At 60.3% G+C, this 16,178-nt stretch carries 17 protein-coding genes; 10 read left to right on the top strand and 7 right to left on the bottom strand.

What is annotated here, in order from left to right:
• Nucleotides 1-309 precede the first annotated feature (309 nt).
• Entirely contained in the window at nt 310-537 is a 228-nt protein-coding gene (locus NUU27_RS09600; protein ID WP_257761877.1) for a hypothetical protein, read from the top strand.
• Nucleotides 538-794: 257 nt separating this feature from the next.
• On the opposite strand, the gene NUU27_RS09595 is transcribed toward NUU27_RS09600, so the two are convergent.
• Together NUU27_RS09595 and NUU27_RS09590 are read right to left on the bottom strand one after the other, a co-directional pair.
• Nucleotides 795-1,061, bottom strand: coding sequence for a conjugal transfer protein TraD (locus NUU27_RS09595; RefSeq protein ID WP_257761876.1), 267 nt, complete (start codon nt 1,059-1,061; stop codon nt 795-797).
• 1 nt (nt 1,062) lies between these two features.
• Nucleotides 1,063-1,389, bottom strand: a complete 327-nt coding sequence (locus NUU27_RS09590; protein ID WP_257761897.1) for a conjugal transfer protein TraD — start codon at nt 1,387-1,389, stop codon at nt 1,063-1,065.
• A 181-nt stretch (nt 1,390-1,570) separates the two neighbouring features.
• Between NUU27_RS09590 and traA the strand changes: the two genes are divergently transcribed.
• The 6 genes from traA (at nt 1,571) to NUU27_RS09560 (ending at nt 7,636) form a co-directional block, all read left to right on the top strand.
• Complete coding sequence (gene traA / locus NUU27_RS09585) at nt 1,571-4,567, top strand: Ti-type conjugative transfer relaxase TraA (protein WP_257761875.1); 2,997 nt, start codon at nt 1,571-1,573, stop codon at nt 4,565-4,567.
• A 130-nt stretch (nt 4,568-4,697) separates the two neighbouring features.
• The gene (locus NUU27_RS09580) at nt 4,698-4,913 is read left to right on the top strand and encodes an AlpA family transcriptional regulator (protein WP_257761874.1); all 216 of its coding nucleotides are present in this window, start codon (nt 4,698-4,700) and stop codon (nt 4,911-4,913) included.
• A complete protein-coding gene (locus tag NUU27_RS09575; RefSeq protein ID WP_257761873.1) occupies nt 4,903-5,130 on the top strand; it encodes a hypothetical protein in 228 nt (75 codons plus the stop codon). Before NUU27_RS09580 ends, NUU27_RS09575 begins: the two co-directional genes overlap by 11 nt.
• A gap of 48 nt (nt 5,131-5,178) precedes the next feature.
• Nucleotides 5,179-5,643 carry a putative toxin-antitoxin system toxin component, PIN family gene (locus tag NUU27_RS09570; protein WP_257761872.1) on the top strand — a complete coding sequence of 155 codons (465 nt, stop codon included), beginning with the start codon at nt 5,179-5,181 and terminating at the stop codon, nt 5,641-5,643.
• A complete protein-coding gene (locus tag NUU27_RS09565; RefSeq protein ID WP_257761871.1) occupies nt 5,640-5,894 on the top strand; it encodes a type II toxin-antitoxin system HicB family antitoxin in 255 nt (84 codons plus the stop codon). The genes NUU27_RS09570 and NUU27_RS09565 overlap by 4 nt, the downstream gene beginning before the upstream one ends.
• A gap of 71 nt (nt 5,895-5,965) precedes the next feature.
• Nucleotides 5,966-7,636 (top strand): recombinase family protein, encoded by a 1,671-nt coding sequence (locus NUU27_RS09560; protein WP_257761870.1) that lies wholly within the window; start codon nt 5,966-5,968, stop codon nt 7,634-7,636.
• Nucleotides 7,637-7,902: 266 nt separating this feature from the next.
• Here the strand turns inward: NUU27_RS09560 and NUU27_RS09555 are convergent, their stop codons facing one another.
• Both NUU27_RS09555 and NUU27_RS09550 read right to left on the bottom strand, forming a co-directional pair.
• A complete protein-coding gene (locus tag NUU27_RS09555; protein WP_257761869.1) occupies nt 7,903-8,772 on the bottom strand; it encodes a helix-turn-helix domain-containing protein in 870 nt (289 codons plus the stop codon).
• Nucleotides 8,773-8,776: 4 nt separating this feature from the next.
• A complete protein-coding gene (locus tag NUU27_RS09550; RefSeq protein ID WP_257761868.1) occupies nt 8,777-9,367 on the bottom strand; it encodes a ComF family protein in 591 nt (196 codons plus the stop codon).
• A gap of 182 nt (nt 9,368-9,549) precedes the next feature.
• Between NUU27_RS09550 and NUU27_RS09545 the strand changes: the two genes are divergently transcribed.
• Genes NUU27_RS09545 through NUU27_RS09535 form a run of 3 tightly spaced genes read left to right on the top strand, consistent with a single transcriptional unit; the run spans nt 9,550 to nt 12,318 of the window.
• Nucleotides 9,550-11,604, top strand: a complete 2,055-nt coding sequence (locus NUU27_RS09545; RefSeq protein WP_257761867.1) for a DEAD/DEAH box helicase family protein — start codon at nt 9,550-9,552, stop codon at nt 11,602-11,604.
• Nucleotides 11,597-11,839: a hypothetical protein gene (locus tag NUU27_RS09540; protein ID WP_257761866.1), complete on the top strand. Its 243-nt coding sequence runs from the start codon at nt 11,597-11,599 to the stop codon at nt 11,837-11,839. Before NUU27_RS09545 ends, NUU27_RS09540 begins: the two co-directional genes overlap by 8 nt.
• An 11-nt stretch (nt 11,840-11,850) precedes the next feature.
• Nucleotides 11,851-12,318 carry a hypothetical protein gene (locus NUU27_RS09535; RefSeq protein WP_257761865.1) on the top strand — a complete coding sequence of 156 codons (468 nt, stop codon included), beginning with the start codon at nt 11,851-11,853 and terminating at the stop codon, nt 12,316-12,318.
• A 338-nt stretch (nt 12,319-12,656) separates the two neighbouring features.
• Here NUU27_RS09535 and NUU27_RS09530 read toward each other — a convergent pair whose 3' ends face one another.
• The 3 genes from NUU27_RS09530 to NUU27_RS09520 all read right to left on the bottom strand — a co-directional run bounded on the left by NUU27_RS09530 (nt 12,657) and on the right by NUU27_RS09520 (nt 16,002).
• Nucleotides 12,657-13,802 (bottom strand): ImmA/IrrE family metallo-endopeptidase, encoded by a 1,146-nt coding sequence (locus NUU27_RS09530; protein WP_257761864.1) that lies wholly within the window; start codon nt 13,800-13,802, stop codon nt 12,657-12,659.
• A 2-nt stretch (nt 13,803-13,804) separates the two neighbouring features.
• Nucleotides 13,805-14,416 (bottom strand): hypothetical protein, encoded by a 612-nt coding sequence (locus NUU27_RS09525; protein ID WP_257761863.1) that lies wholly within the window; start codon nt 14,414-14,416, stop codon nt 13,805-13,807.
• A 224-nt stretch (nt 14,417-14,640) separates the two neighbouring features.
• Nucleotides 14,641-16,002 carry a hypothetical protein gene (locus NUU27_RS09520; protein WP_257761862.1) on the bottom strand — a complete coding sequence of 454 codons (1,362 nt, stop codon included), beginning with the start codon at nt 16,000-16,002 and terminating at the stop codon, nt 14,641-14,643.
• Nucleotides 16,003-16,178 lie beyond the last annotated feature (176 nt).

The raw sequence follows: 16,178 nt of genomic DNA, 5'->3' as shown, positions 1-16,178 counted from the left end.
AGTCTGTCTGATCCAGTCGAACTCTCACTGATGGTCCAAGCGTGGCCGTCACCATTGCAGGTTCGTTACCCGGGTCAATTTGCTCCCTGTCAATAGAGAGCCTACGGTGACTGCGAGTCGAAGAAGAGGATGCATCGCCTCATTTATCTGGCGTAACCCTATGACGCAGACACCACAACGGGATCGGCCTCATTCGGGTATCGGGTAAAATGTCCCAATCACACTGCATAATCCCGGTGGCGCAATCAGTCCGCCATCAACCAACCCGCCATCGTGATCACCAGTGGTTGGCAGCATGGGAGAGTGACAATGGCAAATATCGAATTGATCAAAGTTGAGGAGCGGCCTGGTGGCCAGCTTCTATTTAGTGTTCGCGTGACCGCGGCCGCAGGCAAGATAGAATTGCCGATCGCAATCAAGGACCAAGGATCCGTCGCTTCAAATGAAACGACGGTTCTTCAGTCCGCACTTGGTTTTGCCAAAGAACTGGAGGCTTCGATCCGGCTTCGTCTTGGAATAGAGCAACAGAGTGTTTAGCGGCGAGCCACTGCGTGCCAATCATCTGGCCCCGAACACGATGTGAACGCGATGCGCTGATCGGCCCCACCGACGGGTCCAGTGTGAATGTTAGTGCATTGATGGTCGCGGTGCCAGCGCGGGCGGCGTCGCTGGTCTGGGTTGTAGAGCAGCCCGCGGCGAAGGCGGGGATGAAGGCCTCCGGTGCGGGCGGCTTGTAGCCGAGTGATCCATGAGGGCGCAGTATTGTACAACTTGACGGCACCGCTCGTCATCGGTCATGCCTGATCGTGCTGCACTCGTGAAACGGCGGGCGTCTCGTCCTTGCCGTCTGCTGTGAACGCCTGCTTTCCCTTTTCGGCCCAAAGTTCCCGCGCGTATTCGCCCTGATCACTGTTGAGCTTGTCGGCCACCCAGAGCATCGCGCCGAGGATCATGACGCGGTCGTCGCCAGTCAGTTCCACTATGCCGGCCTTGACGACGAGACCGCCGAGCTCGATCAGATGCCGGGTGCGCTTGCGGCGCTCGACCTGCCAGGTGCGCATATCATGCCGCGCCCGCGCCGCCTGATGGCGGTAGCGCGCTGCCCGGTTGCGCTGGAGCGCCGCCAGCGTCGCGATCAGATGCAGGAGCAGATCGCCGCGACTTGCTTCGAAAGAAGGCGGCCCCCCGCTTCGCCCACGCCTCCCTCTTTGCGGGGTCTTTTGTTTCCGCCAGCGCGACCAGCGCCCCAGCCAGTTCGTCGGCGGTGAGATTGTCCGCTCCGGTGGCGATCACCAGTTCGCCGAGCTGCTGTACCTTTCGCGCTTTCAGTTCACGCGCCTTGTCCTCCAGCGCCTTCAGTTCCGCATCATAGTCCCGCGGCTTGCGCATCGTTGCCTCCAATCGTTCCGGAAAGTTGTCGATGCAGAGATGATAGTTGAGCACCTGCCTGAAGGCTTCTATGTTGCCGGGACGGTTTGGCACGGCCCGGTCCATCCCGAGATTTTTTCGAGGGAGGGCGCGCTTATACGTCGTTCCGACGTGCGCTTGGCCGTGCCAATTCTTGATCGCAATGGCGATCTATCATCTTCACGTCAAGGTCATCGGCCGCAAGGCCGGGTCGAGCGCGGTGGCCTCAGCCGCCTACCGTTCGGCTTCACGGATGTGCGATGCGCGACTGGACCGCGTGCAGGACTTTTCCAACAAGCGCGGTGTCGTCCATTCCGAGGTGCTGTTGCCGGAAAATGCACCGGAGCAATGGTCCGACCGCGAACGGCTCTGGAATGATGTCGAGGCGTTTGAGGTGCGCAAGGACGCGCAGCTTGCCCGCGAGGTGGAGTTCGCCATTCCGCGCGAGATGACGCAGGCGCAAGGCATCGAGCTTGCCCGCGACTTCGCCCAAGCCGAATTTGTCGATCAGGGCATGATCGCCGATCTCAATGTGCATTGGGACATAGGCGAAGACGGGATGCCCAAGCCCCATGCCCATGTCATGCTCACCATGCGCGAAGTCGATGAGGAGGGGTTCGGCAAGAAGGTACGGGACTGGAACCGCACGGAAATGGTGGAGCGGTGGCGCGAACGCTGGGCCGAGCTTGCCAATGAGCGCCTTGCCGAACTCGACATAGATGCGCGCATCGACCATCGCAGCCTTGAGGCGCAGGGCATCGAACTGGAACCGCAAAGCCAGATCGGAGCACCCGCGCAGCGGATAGAGGGTGAAGGGACCGAGGCCGCCGACCGTGCGGACATGCACCGCGAGATCGCCCGCAACAACGGCGCGCGCATCATCGCCGATCCATCGGTGGCGCTGGACGCGATCACCCATCAGCAATCGACCTTCACGCGGCGCGACATGGCGATGTTCGCGCATCGGCACAGCGACGGCATCGACCAGTTCAACGCGGTGATGGGCGCGATGCGCGGCTCGCCCGATCTGGTCGAACTCGGGCAAGACGGCCGGGGCGAGGATCGGTTCACGACCCGCGACATGATCGAGGCCGAACAGCGGTTGCACCGCGCAGCCGAGATGATGGCCGAGAAGGAATTGCACGAGGTCAGCTACAGAGACCGCGAAGCCGCTTTGGCGCGTGCCGAACAGCGTGGCCTTGCGCTGTCCGGCGAGCAGGCCGACGCTCTGGCGCATGTCACGGACGGGCGCGATCTCGGCGTCGTCGTCGGCTATGCCGGGACGGGAAAGAGCGCCATGCTCGGCGTGGCACGCGAGGCTTGGGAAGCGGCAGGCTACGAGGTGCGCGGCGTGGCGCTGTCCGGCATCGCCGCCGAGAATCTGGAAAGCGGATCGGGCATCGCGTCCCGCACCATCGCCAGCATGGAACATGGCTGGAAGAATGGCCGTGACATGCTCACCAACCGCGATGTGCTGGTGATCGACGAGGCGGGCATGGTCGGCACGCGGCAGTTGGAGCGGGTGCTGTCTTATGCGCAGGACGCGGGGGCAAAGGTGGTCCTGGTTGGTGATCCGTGGCAGTTGCAATCCATCGAGGCGGGCGCGGCCTTCCGCTCGATCCACGAGCGTCATGGCGGCGTCGAGATCGAAACCGTGCGCCGCCAGCGCGAGGACTGGCAGCGGGATGCCACCCGCGACCTGGCAACGGGGAGGACCGGCGCGGCCATCCATGCCTATGACGCACACGACATGATGCATATTGCCGCGACACGCGAGGACGCGCGAAACAATCTGATCGAGCGTTGGGACCGCGATCGGCAGGCGTCACCGGATCGCAGCCGCATCATCCTCACCCATACCAATGACGAGGTGCGTGCGCTCAACGAGGCAGCGCGGGAAAGGATGCGGGATGCCGGACAGCTTGGCGATGAGGTGCGCGTCACGGTCGAACGCGGCGAACGCAGCTTCGCTAGCGGGGATCGCGTCATGTTCCTGCAAAACGAGCGTGGGCTTGGCGTCAAGAATGGCGCGCTCGGGACCATCGAGCAGGTCAGCACGCAGAGCATGACCGTGCGCACCGATGACGGGCGAGGCATCAGCTTCGATTTGAAAGACTATGATCGCATCGACCACGGCTATGCCGCGACGATCCACAAGGCGCAGGGCATGACGGTGGACCGCACGCATGTGCTGGCGACTCCCGGCATGGACGCCCATGGCAGCTATGTCGCCCTGTCGCGTCACCGCGAAGGCATGGACCTGCACTATGGCCGCGACGACTTCGCCAATCAGGACAAGCTCATCAGTACCCTGTCGCGGGACCGCGCCAAGGACATGGCGACGGATTACGACCCGGCACAGGATTATGCCGAGCGGCGCGACATTAGTTTCCGCGCCCGCGTCGCCCAGATCATGCGTAAGCTGACGCCGGAGCGCGTGCGAGATGCCGTCGATGGCATGATCGACGGGCAGCGCCAACCTGACGATGCGGTGCTTGGCCGCGGCGCCGAGGCCGGGCCGGAAAGGAAAAGTGCCGGTGACGAAGGCGGGCGAGTCGCCACGACAGGAGAGCGGCAGACGGAGATCGACCCCGATGAAGCCTTGCGCCGCGCCCGCAGGCAGGCGCTTGTCCGCCATGCACGCGCTTGCGATGCTATCCTTGAAACCAAACATCAGGGCCTCGCACCCTCCGTTGAACAGCGGCGCGAGCTTGGTGCTGCGCGGCGGGCTTTCGAGGAAGTCCGCCCACACGGCTGGCAGGATGCGGAAGCGGCCTACAGCAAGGACAATAGCCTCGCCCGTGAACCAGGAACGGGCAGGGTCAGCCGCGCCGTCCGCGCGCTTTACCAGGAAACCGAGCTGCGCATGGAACGTGACGAGCTTGCCCGGCGTGCCGATGGTTTTGTCGAGCGCTGGCGGAACCTCGACCGGGCCGTTGAACAGAAATATGCGGCGGGAGATTATTCTGGCTATCACGCCGCGCGCAATGAGATGGGCAACATGGCGAAAAGCCTTGAGCGCGATCCGCAATTGGAATCCATCCTCGAAAACCGCAAGCGCGAACTCGGCATCGATCTCGAACCGGGCCGAAGCCTTGGCCGGGCGCTCGCCTTCTCCCACGGACTCGACCTCGGCAGAGGGCGCGGAATCGGATTGTAGAACCGTCCTATTTGCCGCCGATTCTATCCGGTAGCCCTACGGCGACTAAATACTTCTTGCACAACGATAAATCGTCTCTCTGTCTGGTCCCTGCAAACGTCAGAAACAACCAGCAGGAGGCAGCGCAACCATGCCCCATCCAGACCGTATCGTCCGCATGAAGACCATTCTCGCCCGCACCGGCCTGTCCCGCTCCACCATCTACCGCAAGATCGCCGAGGGTACGTTCCCGCCCCAACTCAAGATCAGTACCAACGGCGCAGGGTGGCGTGAATCCGACATCAACCGATGGGTCGCCGATCCGGTCAGATGGCGGCCGGAGGAAGAGGCTGGCAATGGGCGGTGACGGAAAGCGTCCCGGCAGAGAGAGGCCCACCAATGACAACCGCCTGCCAGATGGACAGGATGTCAAAAACGAAACCGATGCCGCCGAGAAGCTGGACGCGGTGGTGCTGTCCATTGCCCGCCTGATCGGTAGGCGGCTGGCGCGTGAGGACTATGAAAAAGCTACGCGTGCGGCCAATGACAATGCGCCACCCGAAGCAGGCGACGACGACCGGTGAGACCGTGGTCCGCGCAGATCGGGGATACCTCGCATGACTGGATGTGCTATGCGCAGTATTGACATCTTATGGGATGTCTATAGTTTATCTTCCATGAGGCTGGTTCTGGATACCAACGTGATCGTGGCGGCGTTCCGCAGCCGCAACGGGGCGAGCAATCTGCTGCTACGGTTAGTTGACCGGGGCATGGTGACGCCGCTTTGTTCTACGGCGCTGTTTCTGGAATATGAGGCGGTGCTGAGCCGGGAGGAAACCCGGAAGGTGACGGGGCACAGCTTGGAGGATGTCGCGGCGGTGATGAGTGCGCTCGCCGCTGTGTCCGAGGGCGTCGATATTTCGTTTCGGACGCGGCCCATGTTGTCCGATGTCGCGGATGAGATGGTGCTGGAGACCGCGCTGAACGGACAGGCGGAGGCCATCGTGACGCATAACGTCAAGGACTTCCGCCCGGCCTTGACGCTGGGCGTGACCATCGCAACGCCGGGAGAGATCGTCAGGAGGCTGAACACATGACGCAGACCCAACGCTATAAATACCCCCTGCAACTGCCGCAGTCGCTCAAGGAGACGGCGGCGCGTCTTGCTATGGAGGACGGCGTATCACTCAATCAGTGGATCGTCTCAGCCGTTGCACAGAAGATCGGTGCGGTGGAGACCGCTGCCGATTTCCTCAAGGCGCGCGCAGGCACGGCGAAGCGCGGCGACCTGACGCGACTTCTGGACCGGGCACCGGATGTTCCGCCGTCGTCGGAGGATGCCATCTGATTTGCGTGCGCCGCCTCGTCCTACCGGGGTGAGCGCGAAGCCGACAGGAATTGACCCGAGGGAGAGCTACTATGACCCGCGCAGCCCTTTATGCTCGCTATTCGTCCGACAACCAGCGAGAGGCCTCGATTGAGGATCAACTGCGGTTATGTCGCGAGCGCGCGGAGCGTGAAGGCTGGCAGGTCGCGGAAAATTATACCGACGCCGCTATCTCCGGTGCCAGCGTGATCCTTCGGCCAGGCATAAAATCACTTCTCACGGATGCTCAGGCCGGGCGGTTCGACGTGGTTCTGGCCGAGGCCCTCGACAGGCTATCGCGTGACCAGGAAGACATCGCTGCGCTATTCAAGCGACTTCGCTTCGCCGGTGTTCGAATCGTTACCTTGTCGGAAGGAACGGTAGACGAACTGCATGTCGGCCTGAAAGGCACCATGAACGCTCTCTTCCTTCGGGACCTGGCGGCCAAGATCAGGCGTGGCCAGTCCGGTCGTGTCATCAGCGGCTATTCCGCCGGAGGCCTGTCCTACGGATATCGTGTAGTCAAGAAGCTTGACGAACGAGGGGAGCCGATCCGAGGCCTCCGTGAAGTGGATGAGGGACAGGCTGGTGTAGTCCGGCGCATCTTTCAAGAGTTTGCCTCGGGACGTTCCGCCCGGACCATCGCTGCTGGTCTTAACCGCGATGGCATTCCCTCTCCATTCGGCCGAGAATGGGGAGCTTCGACGATCAACGGCAATCTCAAACGTCGCAGCGGAATACTCTACAACGAAGCCTATATCGGGCTTCTGGTTTTCAACCGCGTTCAAATGGTCAAGGATCCGGAGACCGGCAAACGCATCTCCCGCCCGAACCCGTCCGAACAATGGCAAGTGGTGGACGCTCCTCACCTGCGTATCGTCAGTGACGAGCTATGGAACGCAGTCCAGGCACGTAAGCAACTCTACGGTGGAACCCGGCTGCATAAACGCAGAAGGCCGAAACACATGTTCTCCGGTCTTGTGCGGTGCGGATGTTGTGGCGCCACCTACACCATCAAGTCCCAGGACCAACTCGCCTGTACAGCGCATCGGGAAAGGGGGACATGCACGAACAATCGCACCGTCCGTGTGGCTGGCCTTGAACGTCGTGTACTCGAAGGCATCAAGCAGCGGCTACTTTCCCCCGATGCCGTTGCCGAATTCCTCGCTGAGTATCATGCCGAAAGGAAGCGCCTCAATGCGAGGATGCGGCATGATCGGCAGCAGATTGGTAAGCGGGTTGCCAATCTTGAAAGGCAAATCGCGAATATCATCGACGCCATAGCCGATGGTGTTGCAACGGCAGGCATGAAGTCGCGGCTGATCGAGATGGAGGCGGAAAAGGAGCGCCTTGCCTCCGATCTGGGCGCGATCTCCAATGCAAGTGATGTCGTGGAATTGCATCCGGCTTCGATTGAGGTTTATCGCTGCAGGATCGCCGAATTGCAGGAGGCGCTGCACTCCAACGAAGATGATCGCAGGGAAGCGGTTAATGCCATTCGGTCGCTTGTTACAAGCATCGAAGTCATGCCGCGCGAAGGACGTGGGAAATTTAACCTGAACGTCAATGGCGCGCTGGCAGAGCTGCTCAATCTGCCTCGCCGAAAACCGGGCGAAATACCAAACACTGTAATGGTGGTAGCGGAGGACCGCTACCGTCAATCCCCACACCTACCGGAAATACGCTACAGGCTCCGATTGTTCTCTCGGCTTCTGGCCGCATAGGCATGCTTCCGGATGACCTGTTGGGGGGCCGTTAGGCAACTGGCAGGTTTCAGTTGTAAGCATAGCGAATCTGCCTTTCCTGAGCCAAATGATAAAGCCTCGAAGACACATCTCCGGCCATTCACCAACGTTTGAGCGCCCTCCATACCGAACGCTTGTACAGTCTTCCGACGTCGGATTGCCCTCCACTGACCTGTCATCTACTACTCGAGGACGATCCGAGCATCCCAAGCGCTCAGACCGAAACTGAAGAAACTCAAACTGTGTCAGCCGGTATCGCCGTGAGGCTCGCGAACTTGCATCTCCACTTGCAGGCCGGCGGTAGCAGCCATGTTGACCAATGTGTCGAGGCCAAACAGATCGACTTTACCTCGAGAGAGATCGGAAATCCTTGGTTGGGTCACGCCAAAAACTTTGGCGGCTTGGGATTGGCTCAAACCTGCGCGGGAAATATGTTCTTTGAGGGCTGTCATAAGCACCGAGCGGAGCTTTGCGCTCTCGCTTAGCATTTGGCTTGGTTCGGGAGGTATTGTGAGGTCGGGCTCATTCGCTACCTCTGAAGAGGTCTGCTTTTCAGCGCCAATACCCAACGAGAACTGCTCGTGTGCGATACCTGCGATCTTCGCAGTCAAGCCAATCTTTTCTTCCGCCTTCGAGAGAGCATGATCCGACATGAAAGCGACGAGACGCTCCAAACCGCTCTTGTCGGAAATCGTGACGAAATCTTTATTTTTGTTCACGAAGACCACGGACTTCTTCTTTTCTCGAAGAAGCTCGATGACATTGCTTAGCGTGCCGGTGCTTTTGCAATCCCAAACCATGAGGCCATAGTCGCTGTCGCGAGCCATCTCCAGGTCTTTGGCGGTAAAATAGGCGCGCGTGCCAGCCTTCGCCTTCGAGACGACCTTGTGGACCGGCCACTCTGCGACATTGTTCCGGGGCGAAACGCCGGTGCAATACACGGTCACCTTTTCGGCTTGGTACCGCTGGAGGCATTCTTGAATTGAGGTATCGGCACCATCGGCATCTCCGACCACGACGTTGAAGCCTGAACATACGATCTTGTTGATCCTATCCGCCACCTTCTCATGCAGGCGACTGATGGAGATTGATCCGGCGATGAAGACAGTGGTCATGGCATTACTTCCATGTGATCGAAGCGGCGTAGATGTGGTTGATTTTCTTGTACGTGCGCAGCGTATTGCAGACGGCGTCCATCGTGGCGCCCGTGTCGAAGAGGTCGTCAAGGACAAGCGCGTTCCAACACCCTTCGTTGGTGATGGACGGGTTGATGCTGAACCGGCCCTCCAATACGGCGTCCTTAGCCTCGCGGCCGTGCAGATTCTTGAGCTGCGGGCTGCCTTCGGGCGCGGGTGCCTTGACGATGATGTCGTCGAACACCGGCGTTTTCGTCAGTTTGCCGAGTTCGTTGGCGATCTCATTGACCGGCTGGCGCGCGCGCACCGTGGAGGCCGGCATTGGGATAATCAGGCCGATCTTGCCGAACAAAGGCAGCAAGGATTGCTGCACCTGCGCTGCGAGCGCCTGCACCTGATTCCAATCGGCTCGATATTTAAGCTGGTATAGTGCCTCGCCGGGCTCTGAGCGCGTCGTGTCAAATCGAGGGTGGCCGTATTCGTCGTCGCCCAGGTAGACGCTCGACAGCGTATGCTTGTGGAGCGCGTAACCGAGATCCCAACTGCCTTCGAGCTTTCGAACCTGAACCTGCATATGAAGAGTGTTCCTTGCAGGCCCTCGGAACGCCATCCGCAAGGCCATCTCACATATATACAAAATCTTGTATGATACGCAAGGGCCTCAGGGCGGGTCGTCAACCGGCATCCGGAGCTCACGGCGCTAGGATTGTCACGTAGAGGATTGACGAATTGCATAAGGTTGCATAATGTTACCGTATGTCACAGAATGATGCCCCTGATTTCCTGACCCTTGCCGAGGCCGCCGAGTATGTTGGCGTCTCGAAGGACACGCTTCGACGGTGGGATGCCTCCGGCAAGCTCAAGCCGGTGCGCCGCCCAGGGAGCGGCTATCGCTTCTATCGCCGGCCTGACCTTGAGCCCTTCCGCCTCGAGTACCGGCGCGCCGAACAAGCGGCCGACGAGCCGGACCATATGTTTCAGACCCTGACCGCAGACATTGAGGCGAACCCCAAGATACGCGAGCCGCAACAGGGCGCTCACCGGGCAGTGCGGACCCACTTCGAAGCCTCGAACGAGTCGGTGATCCTGCAGATACCCGTCGGATGCGGAAAGACTGGCGTCATTGCGACATTGCCCTTCGGCGTCGCCAAAGGGCGCGCGCTCGTCATCACACCGAATCTTACGATCCGGTCGGGTGTCGCGGAGTCGCTCGACATCAGCAACCCGAAGAATTTCTGGCGGCGGACGGGGGCGCTCCACGATTTTTCCGCGGGGCCATTTCGCGCAGTTTTGGATGGCGTCGATGCCAATCTCCACGACTGCAACGCAAGCCAGTTCGTCGTGACCAACATCCACCAGTTGGCCAGCTCGGCCGATCGTTGGCTCCCGCAGTTTCCGCCGAACTATTTCGACATGATCATGATCGACGAGGGCCACCATAACGTGGCGCCGAGCTGGGCGAAGGTCTTCGATCGCTTTCCAAACGCCAAGGTCGTCAGCCTGACGGCGACGCCGTTCCGGGGTGACGGAACGCGGCCGGTCGGCAAGGTAATCTATCGCTACCCGTTCACCCGGGCGATGGTGAAGGGGTACATCAAGCAGATCCACTCTCGGAACGTCGCGCCGTCAGAACTGTCCTTCACCTACCGTGACGACACGAAGCGGCACACCCTGGAAGAGGTGTTGGCCTTGCGGGAACATGCTTGGTTCCGGCGGGGGGTCGCGTTGGCGCCCGAGTGCAATCGTCACATCGTCGACGCCAGCATCAAATACCTCCAGGAGCTGCGAGAGCGCAGCGGTTTCCGTCACCAGATCATCGCCGTTGCCTGTTCCGTCGACCATGCCCGCCAAGTGCGCGCGCTGTACGAAGAGCGGGGCCTGAAGGCGGCCGAAATCTATGGTGAGATGGATCGAGACAAGCAGGACGCCGTTCTTGCCGATCTGCGCAGCGGCAAGCTCGATTGCATCGTGCAGGTGCAGATGCTCGGCGAGGGCTTCGATCATCCGCCTCTGAGCGTCGCGGCCATCTTCCGGCCGTTCGCAAGCTTGTCGCCTTACATCCAATTCGTCGGGCGCGTGATGCGCGTCGTCCACGAGTCGAAGCCGGACCACCCGGACAACAACGCCTTCGTGGTCTCCCATGTGGGTTTGAACACCGACGCTCATTGGGACGATTTCCGCGAACTCGACTTCGACGACCAGGCGATGGTCAAGAAGTGGCTGGAGGCCGGAGACGAGAATGGCGATGGCGACGGCTCAGGAGAGCCTCGTCGCTTCGATATCGGGATGCTGGTCGATAACGAGATCGTCGGCTCATTCATCAATCGGTCCTTCCTTGATCCGGAAGACGATCGCGTCCTTGAAGAGATGCTGGACCACGAGATCGGCGCGGGCCTTCGCCTGCGCGACGTCATCGCGAAGGACAAGCTCCGGGAGACGCTGCGCCGAAAGCAGGCGGAGCTGTCCCAGGTCAGTAGTTCCGGCGACCTTCCGGTGCAGCCGCAAGCGCGGCGGGTCGGCGCGCGTAAGCGGCTCTCCGAACGCACAGGCTCCGTCGTCGCCCGCATTCTCAAGGACCTGAAGCTCTCGCCCGCCGGCCGCGAGGTTGGACAGCGAGACAAGACCGTCGCGGGGCGTGACAACCGGGCCGCCGTTACATCGCTGCTGAACAAGGCGATCAACGAACATCTCGGAATCAACTCCGGGAGCCGGAAGGAGCCCGATGCGGGCGACAATGAGGACGCATTGGCTGCGCTCGACATGCTGGGAGACAACGTGCGCGACGCCCTGAAAGGGAAGAACGATGGCTAAAGTCAGGGACATTCTGATCGACGTGAGGATCGAGCAGGCGCAGCGCCAGCGCAAATGCCGAAGGAACAGTTCCCACGTCATCCCGAAGGGCGAGTGGTGTCTCGTTGTTCGAACCAACGCGACCAACGATGACTACAGCTACAGCCGAGACGCTGCGAAGCCCATGCTCGATGCGGCTTGGGCGAAGCTGAGGACCATCTACGAAGGACTCGGAATGTCACCGCCAGAGAGCTGAAGGACGGGGGAATGGCCGACGGATACAACTTTCATCAGCTCAAGGCCGCTATTTTGGCGCTGAGCCGGGCCACTGATTGGGAAGTGGCCAAAAAGGAGTGGCGCCTCGTAGAGATTTCCGAAGCCGACGAGCCCGAGACCTGTCTGTGCGGCCATTTCCCGATCATCGAGTTGTGCACCATCTCCAATGCTACGACCGGAAAATCGGTGGACGTAGGCAACGTCTGCGTGAAGCGGTTCCTGGGTTTCCGCTCCGATTTGATTTTCCAGTCTCTGAAGCGTGTCCGAGCCGACCCAGATAAGGCGATCGGCCCGGATGCCACCGCGTTCTTTCACGAACGCGGGGTCATCAACGATTGGGAGTATCAGTTCCAGCAGAGCACTATGCGGAAGCGCAACCTGTCTCAACGGCAGTTGGCGACCAGGCGTTCGATAAATCAGAAAGTGATTGCGGCCGTGAGGCGTCGTGGTCTTTCATAATCCCGGGCCGACGACGGCTCCAGGCCTCTCTCCCGCGAGCCATATGAGGGCGGCTGCGCGAACTCCGTCTCCTGCTGGTCAGCAAGGTTCAGTGATGTTTTTCGTTCCGAAGCCACAGCACGCCAACATGCTCATTGCGTAACTGAATCGGTTGCTCTCGGCCAAAGCCAAGACCAACTGGCGGATCGAGCAAATCGGCTAATTCTAGAGGAAGTGTCCGCCTCAAAGGGTCCACTGGCTTCCGAGTTCGTATCGCGCCGCCACTTTTTGCCTCATACCCGGGCAGAAAAACATCGCCCAGCGGATTCACTACGTGAAGCCGAATACGGAAGCGGCACCTACAATAGCGAAGCCGTACCGATCGGTACAATATTGTCAGGTAGCGTCGGCATGCGCTCTCCTGTAAGTCGGCTGAACAGCTCGGGGGCCATGCCAAGTTTGGCAAGCAAATGGTGCAGGACAATCGCGTCGCGGTTGGAAACCCAGCTGATGGACGCTCGCAGCAGCTCCGGCTCCTCAACTGCAACTCGCTCGTCATAGCGCTCCGCCTTAGCTTGTCCGGTCTTTACCAGTTGGATGTTTGCGGTACGATACTGCGCAGCGTCGATCAGGCCCAGATCAAACGCGCGGCGGGCAATTGCGCGCACTGAAACCTTCCAACGAAGCTTCATGGCAAACAGTGCATTCCAATCGAGGGTCCGCCGACTTCGGGGAAATTCACGCGCGAAGGCGGTGCGCGGGATTAAAAAGGCGCCAGCGAACCTGTGCGCTTCCCCTTCAGTGACGCTGTCGCCGGTCACGATGCCTTGGTGCATAATCAGGTGAGCTGCTTCATGTGCGAGGTCGAAGCGCAAGCGGGCGCCCGCAACTTTCGCGGTTGAGCGAACGATGATAGGTCGGCGCCGAGCCATAGACAGCGCATCTATGCGGTCAGTGAGATCGTCGAAGTTGACCACGACCGCACCAGCATTCTCCACAACACGCATCATACTGGTGATTGGACCATCGAGGCCCAGGCCCCAGTGCCGTCGAGCATTCTCGGCGATGCGCTCAATCGCGTCGGGCGAAGCGGGGCGCGCCTCCTCTGGAAAGTCGACGATCGGCATGCGCACCTGACCCTCGAGCGCGTCAACCAGCGCCTCCAAAGCTGTCCCACGGGCCACCGTCTGCGCAATCAGCGCTCGTGGGGCGCTCGCCAGCCGACGGAAGTGGCAGTCTTCTTCACGCACGAGGTTTGTCGCCGGCATTGCGAAGAACGCAGACGTCACCGACAGCGCGGCTGCCAGAGCATCACGCATCTCGTCGGTTGGTTCTTTGGCTCCCGTTTCAAGCTGATGAATAAACTGCCGACTAGCGGCCACGAGCCCGCCCAACTCATCGAGCGACAGCCCTGCGAGCAGTCGCGCCAGTCGGAGCTTGTCTCCGTAAAAGAAACGTGCCCGATCCGCTGGGCCTTGGCCCGGCGCACTTGCCTTGGTTGTCACGCTTACACCCCGTCGGAGTAAGAGGCGCTATCGTCGCGGCGCTCATCCTCGTCGTCCCCATGATCGCCGACACGCGGCGATGAAAGTTCAATACCCTCGGGCCGCGCGTCATCGAGCAGCACGATCAAAGGCTCTGCCTCAGCAAGGGGCAACGGCCACACGACTTCGGGCTGGTCGTTGCGTAGCGCGACGAAGCTAGCCCCGAGGAGCGCACCATCCATGTCGGTCGTTACACCGATTCGAAACAGCATACCGGCGGTCGGGTTGCCCGGCTCCAGATCAAGCAGCAGTTGCTCGAAGGGAGTGGCGATCGATATCTTTGCGGTAGGCTCTGCTGGATCTCCGCGCCAGAAGCGCATCGGAACACCGCCGATGCTGAACTGGAAATGCTTGCCGGGATCGATCACACCCAGCCATTCGAAACCCGGTGTGCCCGCAGCTCGCGCGATCTCGAAGCAGCCGTAATTGTAGGCGCAGACTCCCAAAGTCCAATTGTCGTCACCGATCGTGGGGTCAAAGCGATCGACCGCACTGCCGCGGCCCATCGCGAGCAGTTGTGCAACCTTGACCAGCCGTTCTACGGTCAACTCGGGGTGATAATCCCAAGGCAGCATCGTTATCCCCCCTTTCCGAATCGGGCATTTTTAAAATTCTGTCAACCATCCGGGCTATTGTCAACCACTGCGTGAACGAGCGTCAATATGCGCTTAGTAGGGTGGGAACGAAACAGACCCGGTCGATCGACGGCGGGTTCTAGGCCTAGCGATCAGAATGTTGAACGGCTGGCAGGAACCGAAGCAGCCATTTGCGGTTCGATCAGCTTGTGCGAACATGCCAATCACTTGTCACCCTCAAAATGCAGGCTCAACGTGTCCTGCAACTTCCCCAATGTGCCATCTTTGCGAAACCGCGTACCGCTGATGATGAAGGTGGCGCCCTTGTCGTTCGCGTAGAGGGTAATTCCCGTGACGGAAAGGCGTAGGAAGCGCCCGCGATTTTCCGCTGCCACGATGTCCCCGACTTCAATGCCCAGTATGGATTGGGCCAGGGCGGAACGCTCGGCTTCCAACTCCGTCTCCCAGTCGGCCAGTTCATCTTCGAGACGCGCCAAAGCTTCCCGGGCCGACCGAAACGGGCGTCCGGTTCCGAACCATATTCGGTCCGCGAGCAAGAGCTTGTCGTCTGGGACTTGGCGTTCGATCGCGTATGTGGCGTGCGATAGAATCTCGTATACGCGATCAGCCTCGAGCAATCCCTTCAGGCGCTCTCCGTAAGGTTTCACAGTGGCTCGGGAAACGCCCGGAGGCAGCTCGATTTCCCGAACCGGCATGAAATCGATCGGCATGATATCGCGCAGCTTGAGTCTGCCGGTGGCGACCCGCTCAGGCGGATCCTCGTCGCGCCACGCTCGCCGGGCACTTTCCACCCAGACTTCGGTGGCCGAAACACACAAGGTACTGTCCAGGAAAACATGGGCTGCTGGCGCATAAAGATGCCGGGCCGACCACGCGTGATCCGCGGCCATCAGCGGCATGACAATATGGTCCAGTTTCTGGTCCCGGACTATGCGCACCAGAGAGGCAATCCGTTCCTGCAGATGTGCTGTCAGGCGTACGAAGACCGAAGGGCCATTTGCCGTGTATTGCCCAGGTTCGCGATCGCTCTCGAACATCGGGAGCTGTGGTCGCGCGAGTGGCAGGAGCTTTCCAACCAGACTGGCCGCGCTGGCCTGAACTGAATGGCTCCAGTTGGCGGCGACTTGTCCCTCTTTGACCCAGTAATGCCCGCGGTTTTGAATGAGGAGCAGGATCTGCGCGGCGAGATCGGGGTCGAGTTCGGGCAGCCTGGCCCCGCGCGTCTCAGTCTCACCCACATCCACACCACGATCGGCCAACTCTTTGAGCGCAGCCTCGTAGAATTGCTGCTGCAGTTTCGACAGTGTTCCAACTACCTTCGCACGTGCGGTTTCCCGGCGTTTGCGATCAACCTCTTCCCGGAACGCCGCAAGCGGCGGACGTTTCGGGATCTGCCCGGACCGAACCCTGGCCCAGTAGCCTCGCGGCGGTTTGGGAACCTGAAGACGAGCGCACAGCTTGGCAATTGCCACATCCGAAACGCCAAGTTCCTTCGCCACCTCTTGCGTCGGCTTCTCCCAAACCAGTGCGAACAGTTCCTCGCGCGAGAGCTCTTTTGACGGCATTTTGGCTCCTTTCTGGTCAATGGCGCCGGGCACCCTTCGTCTTGCTATCGACACCTATGTCTCTTGATGAGCGATTTTCGACATTGGTGATTGATTTTCAATCCTTGGACTGTAAATTCATTTCGACAGATGCGCGATCACATGATCGCCTTTCGACGGCCATGAGAGAAAGCCGA

It is taken from the genome of Nitratireductor sp. ZSWI3 (assembly GCF_024655565.1).
GTDB lineage: Bacteria > Pseudomonadota > Alphaproteobacteria > Rhizobiales > Rhizobiaceae > Nitratireductor.
Note: the sequence above shows the minus strand (reverse complement) of the source record. Positions and strands in the feature narration are given on the sequence as shown.

Bases quoted from the DNA above. Each gene is read 5' to 3' on its own strand.
- NUU27_RS09575 (WP_257761873.1), top strand. From the start codon at position 4,903: ATGGGCGGTGACGGAAAGCGTCCCGGCAGAGAGAGGCCCACCAATGAC.
- NUU27_RS09580 (WP_257761874.1), top strand. From the start codon at position 4,698: ATGCCCCATCCAGACCGTATCGTCCGCATGAAGACCATTCTCGCCCGC.
- NUU27_RS09540 (WP_257761866.1), top strand. From the start codon at position 11,597: ATGGCTAAAGTCAGGGACATTCTGATCGACGTGAGGATCGAGCAGGCG.
- NUU27_RS09560 (WP_257761870.1), top strand. From the start codon at position 5,966: ATGACCCGCGCAGCCCTTTATGCTCGCTATTCGTCCGACAACCAGCGA.
- NUU27_RS09545 (WP_257761867.1), top strand. From the start codon at position 9,550: ATGTCACAGAATGATGCCCCTGATTTCCTGACCCTTGCCGAGGCCGCC.
- NUU27_RS09565 (WP_257761871.1), top strand. From the start codon at position 5,640: ATGACGCAGACCCAACGCTATAAATACCCCCTGCAACTGCCGCAGTCG.
- NUU27_RS09550 (WP_257761868.1), bottom strand. From the start codon at position 9,367: ATGCAGGTTCAGGTTCGAAAGCTCGAAGGCAGTTGGGATCTCGGTTAC.
- traA (WP_257761875.1), top strand. From the start codon at position 1,571: ATGGCGATCTATCATCTTCACGTCAAGGTCATCGGCCGCAAGGCCGGG.
- NUU27_RS09525 (WP_257761863.1), bottom strand. From the start codon at position 14,416: ATGCTGCCTTGGGATTATCACCCCGAGTTGACCGTAGAACGGCTGGTC.
- NUU27_RS09600 (WP_257761877.1), top strand. From the start codon at position 310: ATGGCAAATATCGAATTGATCAAAGTTGAGGAGCGGCCTGGTGGCCAG.
- NUU27_RS09520 (WP_257761862.1), bottom strand. From the start codon at position 16,002: ATGCCGTCAAAAGAGCTCTCGCGCGAGGAACTGTTCGCACTGGTTTGG.
- NUU27_RS09595 (WP_257761876.1), bottom strand. From the start codon at position 1,061: ATGCGCACCTGGCAGGTCGAGCGCCGCAAGCGCACCCGGCATCTGATC.
- NUU27_RS09555 (WP_257761869.1), bottom strand. From the start codon at position 8,772: ATGACCACTGTCTTCATCGCCGGATCAATCTCCATCAGTCGCCTGCAT.
- NUU27_RS09535 (WP_257761865.1), top strand. From the start codon at position 11,851: ATGGCCGACGGATACAACTTTCATCAGCTCAAGGCCGCTATTTTGGCG.
- NUU27_RS09590 (WP_257761897.1), bottom strand. From the start codon at position 1,389: ATGCGCAAGCCGCGGGACTATGATGCGGAACTGAAGGCGCTGGAGGAC.
- NUU27_RS09570 (WP_257761872.1), top strand. From the start codon at position 5,179: ATGCGCAGTATTGACATCTTATGGGATGTCTATAGTTTATCTTCCATG.